This window comes from Pseudomonas sp. S8 (assembly GCF_050473925.1).
Lineage (GTDB): Bacteria > Pseudomonadota > Gammaproteobacteria > Pseudomonadales > Pseudomonadaceae > Aquipseudomonas > Aquipseudomonas parakoreensis.
Genome location: NZ_JBFDVZ010000016.1, coordinates 3,772,151 through 3,784,825, shown reverse-complemented (window position 1 = coordinate 3,784,825; position 12,675 = coordinate 3,772,151). Strand labels below are relative to the sequence as shown.

At 61.3% G+C, this 12,675-nt stretch carries 11 protein-coding genes; 5 read left to right on the top strand and 6 right to left on the bottom strand.

Annotated elements, in window-relative coordinates; translation table 11 throughout:
- Positions 1-9: 9 nt before the first annotated feature.
- Together AB1J88_RS18230 and AB1J88_RS18225 are read right to left on the bottom strand one after the other, a co-directional pair.
- Positions 10-1,227 carry an acyltransferase family protein gene (locus AB1J88_RS18230; RefSeq protein WP_108181491.1) on the bottom strand — a complete coding sequence of 406 codons (1,218 nt, stop codon included), beginning with the start codon at positions 1,225-1,227 and terminating at the stop codon, positions 10-12.
- Positions 1,227-3,089, bottom strand: a complete 1,863-nt coding sequence (locus AB1J88_RS18225; RefSeq protein WP_430289964.1) for an O-antigen ligase family protein — start codon at positions 3,087-3,089, stop codon at positions 1,227-1,229. Before AB1J88_RS18225 ends, AB1J88_RS18230 begins: the two co-directional genes overlap by 1 nt.
- A gap of 153 nt (positions 3,090-3,242) precedes the next feature.
- Between AB1J88_RS18225 and msbA the strand changes: the two genes are divergently transcribed.
- The 4 genes from msbA (at position 3,243) to hldE (ending at position 8,111) form a co-directional block, all read left to right on the top strand.
- The gene (gene msbA, locus AB1J88_RS18220) at positions 3,243-5,045 is read left to right on the top strand and encodes a lipid A export permease/ATP-binding protein MsbA (RefSeq protein ID WP_041065811.1); all 1,803 of its coding nucleotides are present in this window, start codon (positions 3,243-3,245) and stop codon (positions 5,043-5,045) included.
- 233 nt (positions 5,046-5,278) lie between these two features.
- Positions 5,279-5,983 carry a sulfotransferase family 2 domain-containing protein gene (locus AB1J88_RS18215; RefSeq protein WP_108181493.1) on the top strand — a complete coding sequence of 235 codons (705 nt, stop codon included), beginning with the start codon at positions 5,279-5,281 and terminating at the stop codon, positions 5,981-5,983.
- Positions 5,976-6,587, top strand: coding sequence for an adenylyl-sulfate kinase (cysC, locus tag AB1J88_RS18210; RefSeq protein WP_430289965.1), 612 nt, complete (start codon positions 5,976-5,978; stop codon positions 6,585-6,587). Before AB1J88_RS18215 ends, cysC begins: the two co-directional genes overlap by 8 nt.
- Positions 6,588-6,689: 102 nt before the next feature.
- Complete coding sequence (hldE, locus tag AB1J88_RS18205) at positions 6,690-8,111, top strand: bifunctional D-glycero-beta-D-manno-heptose-7-phosphate kinase/D-glycero-beta-D-manno-heptose 1-phosphate adenylyltransferase HldE (RefSeq protein WP_041065802.1); 1,422 nt, start codon at positions 6,690-6,692, stop codon at positions 8,109-8,111.
- 90 nt (positions 8,112-8,201) lie between these two features.
- Here the strand turns inward: hldE and AB1J88_RS18200 are convergent, their stop codons facing one another.
- The 4 genes from AB1J88_RS18200 to AB1J88_RS18185 form a co-directional block, all read right to left on the bottom strand.
- Positions 8,202-9,170, bottom strand: coding sequence for a hypothetical protein (locus AB1J88_RS18200; RefSeq protein WP_041065799.1), 969 nt, complete (start codon positions 9,168-9,170; stop codon positions 8,202-8,204).
- Positions 9,171-9,201: 31 nt separating this feature from the next.
- Complete coding sequence (locus tag AB1J88_RS18195; protein WP_430291644.1) at positions 9,202-10,014, bottom strand: aldo/keto reductase; 813 nt, start codon at positions 10,012-10,014, stop codon at positions 9,202-9,204.
- Positions 10,011-11,186, bottom strand: coding sequence for an NAD(P)/FAD-dependent oxidoreductase (locus AB1J88_RS18190; protein ID WP_430291643.1), 1,176 nt, complete (start codon positions 11,184-11,186; stop codon positions 10,011-10,013). Before AB1J88_RS18190 ends, AB1J88_RS18195 begins: the two co-directional genes overlap by 4 nt.
- A gap of 146 nt (positions 11,187-11,332) precedes the next feature.
- Complete coding sequence (locus AB1J88_RS18185) at positions 11,333-11,665, bottom strand: DMT family transporter (protein ID WP_003221050.1); 333 nt, start codon at positions 11,663-11,665, stop codon at positions 11,333-11,335.
- A 102-nt stretch (positions 11,666-11,767) separates the two neighbouring features.
- On the opposite strand from AB1J88_RS18185, the gene AB1J88_RS18180 reads away from it, so the two are divergent.
- Positions 11,768-12,670 (top strand): LysR family transcriptional regulator, encoded by a 903-nt coding sequence (locus AB1J88_RS18180; protein WP_430291641.1) that lies wholly within the window; start codon positions 11,768-11,770, stop codon positions 12,668-12,670.
- Positions 12,671-12,675 lie beyond the last annotated feature (5 nt).

The following is a 12,675-nucleotide window of genomic DNA, read 5'->3' as shown; positions in this document are numbered from 1 at the left end:
CGCTCGCACTCAGCGAGCGACTTTCTCCGGCAGGCGCTTTTCGCCCTTCTGGCGCTGGCGCAACCAATGCACAACCTTCTTGCCGGCAGCCATGCCCGGTTGCTCGATATAGAGGAAGGTCACGCTGCTGATCAGAATCAGCAGGCACGTGCAGATCGCCACCAGGGGCAGGTACACCGAAGTTTCCCGCGCATCGATATCCAGCAGCAGCGGCAGCCGTTGCACCATCAGCCACAGGACGAAACCGTGCAGCAGGTAAGTGCTGTAGCTGATTTCGCCGAGCCAGCGAATACTGCGTGGTTTCAGCGCGCCGAACAGGCTGTTGCCGGAAGCCACGATCACGAAAAACAGCGTCAGCAAAAACAGCGGCGCAGTCTTGAACGCCCGACTGAACGCGGTGAACGCAATCACCAGCGCGAGCACGGCGATGATGCTCGCCAGGCGTGACTGGCTCCATGCCACGAGCGCCGGGCGGCGAATCCAGTACGCGGCGGCGATACCGCCGAGGAAGCTCGCCAGAAAGTGTTTCTTCAGCGAATGCTCCCAACCGATGATCTGGTACAGCGCGTAGATGCCGATCAGGCACAGCACCACTTGCAACCAACTGCCGCGGTAGATGAACACCAGTCCGGCCAATGGCAGTGCCAGGTAGAAAAACACTTCATAGGCCAGCGTCCAGGTGACGTTGGATATCAGCATGCCGGAGTGTCGGTACTGGTTGATGTCCGGGCGGTCGAACGTCAGCCAGGCGAGAACCTGCTTGAGCACTTCCAGCCCCGGCTCTTTCAGCTGCCAGCTCTGCAAGTGGAAGATCGAGACGAACACCAGCAGCATCAATGGCAGGTACAGCGGGTACAGACGAAATACCCGTGAGACGCCGAACGCCAGCCAGTCATGGTTGCGGCCTTGCGCGAGCAAGCGGCTCCAGAACAGGAACCCAGTGATCATGAAGAACAGCGCGACGCTGCCCTGGCCCAGCATCGAATAGAAGTTGCTCGGAGGGAAGTCGATCACGCCGGTGCGCAAGAAGATCCAGGTAATGATCGAATGGTGCACGAACACACCAAACGCCAGATAGCCGCGCAGACCGTCGATGCTCGCATAGCGGCTTTCGCCGGAATGCTGCAGGTGCCGAGCAATTTTCGGCACCGCGCGCAACAGGAGCGCGGAGGTGACGATGGCCAGCAGGTAGGCTGCCAGCGCAATAAGAGGATTGGTTTCGATCATCACTGAACTCGGGCCGGGGCGTTGCCGGCCAGCACTTGCCTGTGCAGGTTTTCAACTGCGGATTTGGACGCCGTCACAGCATATCCCTGGAGCAGGGCATCGAGGTGATCCTCGAACAGCCAGCGTTTGTCGACAGTGTAACGTTGCATATGACGCAAATTGCGTTGACGCATCGAAAGGCTGAGCGGGGTCGGGTAGATGCGCAGGTCGGCCAAATCAATCAAGCCGAACTCGCCATCTTCCAGTACCAGTACGTTGCCCAGGTGCAGCGAGCGGAAGTACACGCCTTTCTCATGCAATTGCGCCATGAATTTGCCGAAGCGTTCGATCAACGCCTGACGCACCGCCGGGGCGGTAATGCTCTGCAGTACCTGACGCAGGGTGTGGCCAGGCAACGGTGCGTAATGCACGGCACTGCTGCCATCATCGAGACGGTAAACGTTCAATACTTGCGGGGTGGGAATTCCCATCTGGCGCAGTTGTTCGCTGTTGACTGCGAACCGCTCGGAGTAGGGGTTGAAACTGCCGGAGGTGTACCAGCGGCGGCGACGGAACAGTTTGAGGAAGCTGCCATCGCTCAGGCACAGGACTTTCGGGCCCAGGCCGTCTTCTTCGATGATCCGGGCTTCGCGGCTCAATTGCTCAAGGCCTGTCACCGACAGCTTTTGCACGGGCAGGGTCAACAGGCGCCGCGCGCGTTGATTGATGCTCAGCGCCGCGATCAGTGCCAGCGGGATCCACAGCAGGAACCAGTGCTCCTTGGGCCGCGAAATGATCCCGCCACCCTCTGTCAGGCCTGCGCCGATACCGAATATCAGCCAGGTCGAAGCAATGATCAGCATGGGCTGTACACGCTGACGCCAACTGCTCAGCAGGCCCCATAGCAGGAAAAACAGCCATGGCAGCAGGCCGATGATGCCGACGTAATACAGGACCCCCAGGACAAAACTGTGCGGCTCCTGAAAACTGACACCGTTGCCGGGGTCGACGGAAAGGCTGGCGCTGTAGCCATGGCCGATCCAGGGGTGATCAGCAATCATGTGCAGCACTTTCTGCCAGATTTCCAGGCGGTAGGAATCGCCTCGTTCAATGATCATCTGCGCAAACAGGGTCAGAACGGTCGCGCCGCTCAGGGCCAGCGCGATCAATAACCCTACCGAACGTCGGTTCCAGCAAATGAAACACAGCCACAACGCGGCCATGGTCAGTGCTACCAGCGGCGTTCTGGAACCGGTGCCGATCACCGCCATGAACATGACGGCCATCGCCGGTACGCTGAGCCACATCATCTGGCGGCGCTTGCAGGTCATGGTCACGCTCAGCCAGTAGGCGCTGAAGAACCCGAACAGGTGAGAGCTGAGCAGCGGATTATCGAAGGCGCCGCCGCCAATCAGGCGCATCCCCGGTTCATAGATCCGGGCGAACATGAACAGGAAAATGGTGGTTGCAATCAGGGCGACCAGCGCTGCGCCGAACAGCAAGGGTTGCAGGATGTCGGCGCGGTAGCGCACCAGCAGGTAGCAGCCGGCAAACAGCAGCAAGGTATGCAGTGGCGGCTTGAACATTCCGCCGAGCGGCTCGCCGCCTGGCCCCCAGGCGAGGCTGAGCAACGCCCACGCAGCGAACAGCAGGGCCGCGATGAAAATCGGCTCGCGCAGCAGCTCCTTGAGCTCACGCGGGCGCAGGCACAGTGCGATCAGTGTCGGGATGCTGAACAGCCCGTAGAACAACTTGTGATGAAGGCTTCGACCCGGCAAAAAGAACAGCGCGCACAGGAGCAGGAAATAACCGGTGGGGAGTATCCACAGGCTAATGAAATCGAAAACTCGATTGGACGTACCGCTGAAGCCGCGAAGTTGCATGCTGTGAGATTCATTCCTGAGGTTGATCGACCATTCGAGTGATGGCTATTTGATGCAGAAAAGGTGCATAACAATAACAGCCTTTCGCCGATTGCCAGAACCCTGAAGAAGCTGTGCTAAAGTCAGCGTCCTTTTTATCGACTTTCGCGTGATATGACCGACTCCAGTCCCGCCGCAAGCCCTTCGAGCTTGAAAATCTACTTCCGCCTGCTCGGCTACGTCCGGCCGTACATCAGTCTGTTCCTGATCAGCATCGTCGGCTTTCTGATTTTCGCCTCGACGCAGCCGATGCTCGGCTACATCCTCAAGTACTTTGTCGATGGCCTGTCCAATCCTGAAGCGGTGCTGTTTCCCTCTGTGCCCTACCTGCGTGACCTGCAACTGCTGCAGGCCGTCCCGCTGCTGATCATTCTGATCGCCGCGTGGCAGGGGCTGGGCTCGTATCTGGGCAACTACTTCCTGGCCAAGGTTTCCCTCGGGCTGGTGCATGACTTGCGTGTGCAGTTGTTCAACAACCTGCTGGTGCTGCCCAACCGCTATTTCGACAAGCATAACTCCGGTCATCTGATTTCGCGTATCACCTTCAACGTGACCATGGTCACGGGGGCGGCAACAGATGCGATCAAGGTCGTAATCCGTGAAGGCATGACGGTGATCTTCCTGTTTGCCTCGCTGCTGTTCATGAACTGGAAGCTGACCCTGGTGATGGTCGCGATCCTGCCGCTCATCGCCGTAATGGTGCGCACCGCCAGCAAGAAATTCCGCAAGCAGAGCAAGAAGATCCAGCTGGCGATGGGCGATGTCACGCATGTGGCCTCGGAAACCATCCAGGGTTATCGCGTGGTGCGCAGCTTCGGCGGCGAGGCTTACGAAGAGCAACGTTTCCTCAACGCCAGCCAGAGCAACACCGACAAGCAACTGCGCATGACCCGTACCGGCGCAATCTACACGCCGATGCTGCAACTGGTGATCTACACCGCCATGGCGGTGCTGATGTTCCTCGTGCTGTTCCTGCGCGGTGACGCCTCGGCCGGTGACATGGTCGCCTACATCACCCTGGCAGGTCTGCTGCCCAAGCCGATCCGTCAATTGTCCGAGGTCAGCTCGACCATCCAGAAAGGCGTGGCCGGTGCCGAAAGCATCTTCGAGCAACTGGACGTCGAGCCGGAAGTCGATACGGGCACCGTCGAGCGCGATTCGGTGAGCGGTCGCCTGGACGTGCGCAACCTGAGCTTCACCTACCCGGGCACCGAGCGTCAGGTGCTCGACGACATCAGCTTCTCGGTCCAGCCGGGACAGATGGTCGCGCTGGTCGGCCGTTCCGGCAGCGGCAAGTCAACGCTGGCCAACCTGATTCCACGTTTCTATCACCACGACAAGGGCGAAATCCTTATCGACGATGTGGAAATCGAGCAATACAAGCTGCTCAACCTGCGCCGTCATATCGCCCAGGTGACCCAGCACGTCACCCTGTTCAGCGACACCGTGGCCAATAACATCGCTTATGGCGATCTGGCCGGTGCGCCACGTGAAGACATCGAGAAAGCCGCGCGTGATGCCTACGCGATGGACTTCATTTCGCAACTGCCGCAAGGCCTGGACACCCAGGTCGGCGAGAACGGCGTCTTGCTTTCCGGTGGCCAGCGCCAGCGTCTGGCAATTGCCCGCGCGCTGCTCAAGAACGCGCCGTTGCTGATTCTCGACGAGGCTACTTCCGCGCTCGACACCGAATCCGAACGGCATATTCAGGCCGCGCTGGATCAGGTGATGAAGGGTCGCACCACACTGGTGATCGCTCACCGTCTGTCGACCATCGAGAAGGCCGATCTGATTCTGGTCATGGATCAGGGGCGGATTGTCGAGCGTGGTACCCATGATCAGTTGCTGGCGCAAAATGGTTACTACGCGCGCCTCAACGCCATGGGCCTGGATGCGCCGGCCGAAGATATCGCCTGATTCCAGGCCCTGCCCTGTGGGAGCGAGCCTGCTCGCGAAAGCACTGCAACAGACGACGTCCGTGTCGCATGTTCACCCGCTATCGCGAGCAGGCTCGCTCCCACAGTCGTTTGTATCCAGACCTTTACCCTTCTTGACCAAACCGGAATAAATCCGGACACCGCGCTTGTTAAGGTTCCTCACTGAACTCTGACTTTTATCGAGGGGGCCATCCCCGTCGCGCGGGTGCTTTCATGTTGCAACGCTATCTCTGGAAACTGCTGCCCAAGCCGCAGCGAGCCTTTCTGCTCGGGCGCCTGTCGGTGGTCGATCGGCAGGTGGTGAACAAGTCGATGTCGGCCAACCTGACGTTTCCCCAGCCCTTCCAGCAGCGCTCCTGCCTGTTCATCCATGTCCCGAAATGTGCCGGCAGCAGCGTTTGCACGGCGTTGTTCGACGGCTGGCGTCCCGGGCACTTGCCGTTGTACTGGTACGAAGAGCAATTCCCCGAGCAGTTCGCCAACGCCTTCAAGTTCGCCTTTGTCCGCGACCCGCTGGAGCGCGCCTATTCGGCCTACGCCTTTTTGCGTGGCAACGAGTTGAGCGCGCGTGACCATTCGGCGCAGCAGTTGGTGCGGCAGTACCGGGATTTCGACGATTTTGTCGCACGCTGGCTGCATCCGGAAACGATTGCCCGGCAATTGCACTTTGCGGCACAGACCGACTTTCTTACCGATTCGCTGGGGCATCTGGCGCTGGACTTCATCGGTTATCAGGAGCATCTGGCGCGGGATTTTCGTCTGGTTTGCGAACAGTTGGGGCTGACTGGCGAGTTGCCTCACGTCAACGGCTCGCGGGAAAGGCAAACGATGCCGGCGCGGGAGTTCTGTACGGTGCGCACCCGGCGTCTGGTGCGTCGGGTTTATCAGCGTGATTACGAGTTGCTCGGTTATGAATGAGTACCTGTCAATGCCGATGCAAGCCCCGGCCATTCGGCCTTACGGTCTGGCGTTGTCACATCAGGCCCGCGCAGCGCTCAAGGCGCAACGCCCACGCTGCCTGTGGCTGACCGGATTTTCCGGCGCCGGTAAGTCAACCTTGGCCAATGCCCTCGAACTGCACCTGCATGCGTCGGGTCTGCACACCTTTCTGCTCGATGGCGACAATGTGCGCAATGGCCTGTGCCGCGACCTGGGCATGAGCGACCTCTGCCGCCGGGAAAACATCCGGCGTATGGCTGAGGTGGCGCGGTTGATGGTCGACGCCGGGCTGATTGTGATCGTTGCGGCCATTTCGCCGTTCCGCACCGAGCGCGACGCTGCGCGCAGGCTGTTTGCGCAGGATGAGTTCATTGAAGTGCACGTCAGCACTTCGCTCGAAGTCTGCGCCCGTCGCGATCCGAAAGGTTTGTATCAGGCCGTGCGGGAAGGAAGGATCAAGCACTTGACGGGCGTGGACAGTCCTTACGAAGCGCCATTGGCAGCCGAGTGGCAGATCGACACCGAGGCGCTGGAGTTGTCCGAATCCTGTGAGCAACTGGCGGCGCTGGTGCTCAAAAAATGAGCAAAGTGACGGACTGTTTCATCCTGTTGCAGGCTGCACTCAAGCCTGCGCCAACCCTGTGTTAATATCGCGCCCCTGTTCATTTTGTATGTGGGTTGCTCCATGAAGTTGTCCATGCCGCGATTCGATCAAGCCCCAGTCTTGGTGGTCGGCGATGTCATGCTCGACCGTTACTGGCATGGTGGAACCTCACGGATTTCCCCTGAGGCACCGGTTCCGGTCGTAAAAGTCGAGCAAATCGAAGACCGTCCGGGCGGTGCTGCCAACGTTGCCTTGAACATTGCCGCGCTGGGTGCGCCGGCGTCGCTGGTCGGTGTGACCGGTGATGACGAAGCCGCCGACAGCCTGAGCAACAGTCTCAAGGGCGCGGGCGTGCGTGCCCTGTTCCAGCGCATCGCGCATCAGCCGACCATCGTCAAACTGCGGGTCATGAGCCGGCACCAGCAATTGCTGCGTATCGACTTCGAAGAACCGTTTGCCACCGATGCGCTGGCCCTGGCCTCGCAGGTCGATGATCTGCTCGAGGGCATCAAAGTGCTGGTGCTGTCGGACTACGGCAAAGGCGCGCTGAAGAACCATCAGGCCCTGATTCAGGCGGCCCGGGCCAAAGGCATTCCGGTGCTGGCCGATCCCAAGGGCAAGGATTTTTCGATTTACCGTGGCGCCAGCCTGATCACGCCGAACCTCAGCGAATTCGAAGCCATCGTCGGTGGTTGCGCCGATGAGCACGAGCTGGTGAGCAAGGGCGCCGCCCTGATGCACGATCTCGAACTCGGCGCGCTGCTGGTCACCCGTGGCGAACACGGCATGACCCTGCTGCGTCCGGAGCATCCGGCGTTGCACCTGCCGGCCCGTGCCCGTGAAGTGTTCGATGTGACCGGTGCCGGTGACACGGTGATTTCCACCCTCGCGGCGGCAATTGCTGCCGGTGAAGAACTGCCGCACGCGGTGGCGCTGGCCAACCTGGCCGCCGGTATTGTGGTCGGCAAGCTCGGTACTGCAGCGATCAGCGCTCCGGAACTGCGTCGCGCGATCCAGCGTGAAGAAGGTTCGGAACGCGGTGTGCTGGGGCTGGAGCAACTGGTACTGGCAGTGGCCGATGCTCGCGCGCATAACGAGCGCATCGTCTTCACCAATGGCTGCTTTGACATTCTGCACGCCGGGCACGTGACCTACCTCGAGCAGGCGCGCGCCCAGGGCGACCGTCTGATCGTGGCGATCAACGATGACGCCTCGGTCAGCCGCCTGAAAGGGCCGGGGCGTCCGATCAACAGTGTCGACCGCCGCATGGCGGTCCTCGCCGGCCTCGGTGCGGTGGACTGGGTGATCAGCTTCCCGGAAGGCACCCCGGAAAACCTGCTGCGCGAAGTCAAACCGGATGTGTTGGTCAAGGGTGGTGATTACGGTATCGACCAGGTGGTCGGCGCCGACATCGTCAAAGCTTACGGCGGCACGGTGAAAGTGCTGGGGCTGGTGGAAAACAGCTCGACCACGGCGATCGTGGAGAAAATCCGCGGTCACTGATTCAAGCTAAAAAGATCGCCGCCTGCGGCAGCTTCTGCATTGGAATGCGCTTCCCTGCAGGAGCTGCCGCAAGCGGCGATCTTTTGCGTTTCAGGAACTGACTTTCTTGCGCGGTACGATCTTCTTCAGCAGTTGCTTCGCCTTGCCGCGCAACCGCGCCAGGCCCGTGGGTTTCTCCGGCGGCGTCAGGCCTTGCTGGCGCAGCCAGTCCTTCCAGCGAATCCGCTCCTCGCGCACCAGCCAGCCATCCTGTCTGGCAAAACTTTCGGCCAGATACAGACCGCGCGTGCCGGCCGGAGACAGCTGACCTTTCTTCAAGGTGTACAGCTCAGCCAGCGGCTCACCGTCCTGCAACGGCATCAGGTACAGATCCGGACGCTTGCGGTCCAGGCGCGCCACCAGTTGATCACCCTCCAGCCGCTCATCGACATGAAACAGGCTCAGCGATTTGGCTTCTTTTGGTACTTCCAGGCGCAGGTCGTAGATCAGTTGCAGCGACGCGGTGGGCAAATGCACATAGGCCCGGGGCCGTTCGAGCAATTGCAGATTGGCGCAGCGCACCGGCCGCGCCGAGCCGGACAACGGCGTCAGGCGAAACGGCAGCGCTTCGCGATAATGCAGGGCGGACGAGTAGGGCGCGGGCAGCCATGTGTCGTTGAATCGCCCGCCGAGCCAGCCCTCCGGGGTTTCCAGCAGGCACTCTTCGGCAATCTCTTGAATCGCGGTGTGCAGCGGGATGTTCAGCTCATGGGCTGGCACGTAACCGGAAATCAGCTTGAGCACCACGTCGCCGCGATCCTGCCGACGCTGGCGCACCAGCACCCAGTAGTCGCGATTCTGCCAATGCAGGGTCAGGCGCACCGAGACCCCGAGGTTGGCCAGCTCCACCGCGAAACGCTCGGCATCCGCCACGCTCACCGGTTTGCGCCGCTGCAAGGTCTGGGCGAAATTCAGCGGCATGCCGACGCTCTGATAGCTCAGACCCTCGGGCGTGGCCTCGACGAACAGCGGCAGTGTCTTGAAGTTGCTCGGGTTCTTTCTGATGAGCGTACGCGGCATGTCGGCTCCTGCTTAAGGCCGCGGGGCGGCGTCAGTGACCACGAAGGACCTGGGCAACGGTCGCAACGTTATGGGCGAGGTGCAGCGGATTGATCGTCCCGACAATAGCACTGGCCACGCCGGGCTGCTGGAACAACAGCTCGAAGCTGGCGCGTACCGGATCCACGCCTGGGCTCAGGCACACATGGCCGCTGGCCAACGCCTTCTTCACCAGAATGGCTTTGCCGTGGGCAGCAGCATAGTCAATGACTGCCTTCTCGTTCTGTTCGTTCAGATTGTAGGTGACCATCGCGCAGTCCCCTTGCTCCAGCGCCTTGAGCCCGCCTTCGACGGTTTTGCCGGAGAAACCGAACCCGCGAATCTTGCCCTCGGCCTTGAGTGCGGCAAGGGTGGCGTAGACCTCTTCGTGCTCGAGGATCGCCAGATCGTTGCCGTCGGAGTGCACCAGCACCAGGTCGATAAAATCGGTTTCAAGACGTCGCAGGCTACGCTCGACCGACATCCGTGTATGCGCCGCACTGAAGTCATGGCGCGACAGGCCGTCGGCAAACTCTTCACCGACCTTGCTGACGATCACCCAGTCCTGTCGCTGGCCGCGCAGCAACGGGCCGAGGCGTTCTTCGCTGCGGCCATAAGCCGGGGCAGTGTCGATCAGGTTGATGCCCAAACCTTTGGCCTGCTTGAGCAGCAAGCGTGCCGCGTCATCGTCGGGGATCTGGAAACCGTTGGGGTATTTCACACCCTGGTCGCGGCCCAGCTTGACCGTGCCCAGGCCCAGCGGGGACACCAGCAGGCCGGTGCTGCCCAGCGGGCGATGCAGTTCGTGCAGGGTCGCTACGCTCATGGCAACAATTGCTCCCAGGCCGGTACGCCCATCGGTGGTTTTGGCAGCGCCGGCAATGCTTCGGCAGGTTGCGGCTGAATGCCGTCGCGCTCCAGTGAGGCGATGACCCGGTCGGCAAAGTCCGGTGCCAGCGCCAGTTTGGTCGGCCAGCCCACCAGCAGGCGACCCTGCTCGGCAAGGAAAGCGTTGTCCGGGCGGGTCAGACCGGTTTGCAGCGGTTCGGCGCGATCCACCCGCAAGGTCGCCCATTGCACCTGGCTCAGGTCGATCCACGGCAGCAATTGGCCGAGTTCTTTCTGCGCGGTGGCGATCTGTTCGGCAGGCTCGCGGGCCACCCCGTCGCTCTCGGCAATGTCGCCGCCCAGGTACCAGACCCAGTTGCCATCAGCGGCCGGGTGAGTCGTGACGGTGATGCGCGGCTTGGTGCCGCCACCCAGGCAATGGGCGTACAACGGCTTCAGGCTTGGGCCTTTGGCGATGATCATGTGCAGCGGTCGGCGTTGCATCGCCGGTTGGGTCAGGCCCAGGTCTTCCAGCAACTGCGCGGTGCCGGCCCCTGCGCTGAGCACGATGCGCTGAGCGTGGATTTCACGACCGTCGACCTTCAGGCCGACCAGCACGCCCGCCTCCAGCAGCGGCTCGATGTTTTGCCCGGCGAGCAGACCGTCGCCGGCCAGATCGGCCAGGCGCTGGATCAGGCTCGGCACGTCGACCACCAACTCGGCGAGGCGATAGACCTTGCCCTTGAAGCGCTTGTCTTGCAGCGCCGGCGGCAGTTGATCGCCCTTGACCTGATCGACTCGGCCACGCACGGCTTTACTGGCGAAGAAACTGGTGAGGTTGCCGGCGAGGGTGCCGGGCGACCACAGGTAATGCGCTTCGGACAGCACGCGCACGCCGGACAGGTCCAGCTCGCCGTTGCCGGCCAGCGCCTCACGCCAGCGGCGCGGCATGTCGGCGATGGCTTCCGAGGCGCCGGTCAGTGCACCGTGCAGCGCGTATTTGGCGCCACCGTGGATGATGCCCTGGGACTTCACACTCTGCCCGCCGCCGAGGCTGGCGCTTTCCACCAGCACGGTCGAAAAACCCTGGCGGCGCAGACGCGCGTTCAGCCAGAGGCCGGCGACACCAGCGCCGACAATCAGAACGTCGGTGGAAATAACGGATGGCATGCAACGACCTCAGTGTTCAAGACGAGGGCGCAGTATACAGACTCGGGGATCGGAGCTCAGAGGCGAAAAAAGATCGCAGCCTTCGGCAGCACCTACATTGGAATGCATATCCCTGTAGGAGCTGCCGAAGGCTGCGATCTTTTTCTTCAATGCCCTGCGGTCTTGGAGAACAACTGGATGACCACCACGCCGAGCACGATCAGCGCCATCCCGAGCATCGCTGGCACGTCCAGTTTCTGCCCATAAATGAACAGCGCCGCGACGCTGACCATGACGATGCCCATGCCCGCCCACACGGCGTAGGCGACACCCACCGGCACGGTGCGGACAACGAGGGTCAGCATCCAGAAGGCGATCCCGTAGCCGACGATCACCAGAATCAGCGGCAGCGGGGTGCTCAAGCCTTTGACCGCTTTCATCGAAACGGTGGCGATCACTTCGGCGCAGATGGCGATAGCCAGGAAGGCGTAGGCGTTCATGTGTAGATCCTCATGTAAAACGTTGCTTGCTGAGGCGGCATTCTAGTGATTCGCCAGATGGGGTAAAGTCATTACCTATCTGTTTTGAAGATGGGTTGCAGCATGAATACCCTGTGGAATCTGGAACAACTGCGCGCTTTTGTCAGCGTCGCCGAGCAACGCTCGTTTTCTGCAGTGGCGCGCCAGCAGCGCAAGGCGCAGTCGGCGATCAGCAGTGCGATTGCCATGCTGGAGGACGATTTGGGCGTCAGCCTGTTCGAGCGTAGCAGTGGTCGCCAGCCCCGACTCACCGAAGCCGGCGAGGCGCTGCTCGAAGAGGCGCGAGAAGTGTTGCGTCAATGCGAGCGTCTGAACGGTCGGGCGATGGCGATGATGCGCGGTCAGGAAGCGCAGTTGCGCGTGGCCCAGGACGAGGCCATGCCTTATCAGGCACTGGTGGAAAGCTTCGATGCGCTGGCCGGGCAATTTCCCAGCCTCGAAGTGCAACTGACCAGCGCCGCCCAAGGTGAAGTGGCGCGCAAACTGGTCGAACGCCGTGCCGATCTGGGCCTGCTGTTCTATCACGATGAAATCCCCGAAGCGCTGGAACGTCGGGTCTTGGGGCGGGTGGAAATGGTCACCGTCTGCGGTATCAATCATCCGTTGGCGACGCAGTCCTACGTCACCTGCCAGCAGCTGGCGCAGCATCGGCAATTGCTGATGTCGACGCAAACCAGCGTCTATCCCGGCAACGAGCCAGCCAGCCCGCAGGTATGGCGTGCCGACAGTTTCTATGTGATGGCCGAATGGCTGGTGCGGGATCTCGGCTGGGCGTGGCTGCCCCGGCATGTGGTGCAGTATTCGGCCTATCAGGGCCTGATGGTTGAGCTGGACAGTGAATGGACGCCGCCGGCGCTGGTGGTGGAACTGGTCTGGCGCCGCGACGAACCTCTCGGCCCTGCCGCAAGGTGGCTGGCGGAACGTTTTGCCGTGCACTTGCGGGCGATCGGCGACAAAAGTCGATAAACTCC

Bases quoted from the DNA above. Each gene is read 5' to 3' on its own strand.
- AB1J88_RS18215 (WP_108181493.1), top strand. From the start codon at position 5,279: ATGTTGCAACGCTATCTCTGGAAACTGCTGCCCAAGCCGCAGCGAGCC.
- AB1J88_RS18185 (WP_003221050.1), bottom strand. From the start codon at position 11,665: ATGAACGCCTACGCCTTCCTGGCTATCGCCATCTGCGCCGAAGTGATC.
- hldE (WP_041065802.1), top strand. From the start codon at position 6,690: ATGAAGTTGTCCATGCCGCGATTCGATCAAGCCCCAGTCTTGGTGGTC.
- AB1J88_RS18200 (WP_041065799.1), bottom strand. From the start codon at position 9,170: ATGCCGCGTACGCTCATCAGAAAGAACCCGAGCAACTTCAAGACACTG.
- AB1J88_RS18230 (WP_108181491.1), bottom strand. From the start codon at position 1,227: ATGATCGAAACCAATCCTCTTATTGCGCTGGCAGCCTACCTGCTGGCC.
- cysC (WP_430289965.1), top strand. From the start codon at position 5,976: ATGAATGAGTACCTGTCAATGCCGATGCAAGCCCCGGCCATTCGGCCT.
- AB1J88_RS18190 (WP_430291643.1), bottom strand. From the start codon at position 11,186: ATGCCATCCGTTATTTCCACCGACGTTCTGATTGTCGGCGCTGGTGTC.
- AB1J88_RS18225 (WP_430289964.1), bottom strand. From the start codon at position 3,089: ATGCAACTTCGCGGCTTCAGCGGTACGTCCAATCGAGTTTTCGATTTC.
- msbA (WP_041065811.1), top strand. From the start codon at position 3,243: ATGACCGACTCCAGTCCCGCCGCAAGCCCTTCGAGCTTGAAAATCTAC.
- AB1J88_RS18180 (WP_430291641.1), top strand. From the start codon at position 11,768: ATGAATACCCTGTGGAATCTGGAACAACTGCGCGCTTTTGTCAGCGTC.
- AB1J88_RS18195 (WP_430291644.1), bottom strand. From the start codon at position 10,014: ATGAGCGTAGCGACCCTGCACGAACTGCATCGCCCGCTGGGCAGCACC.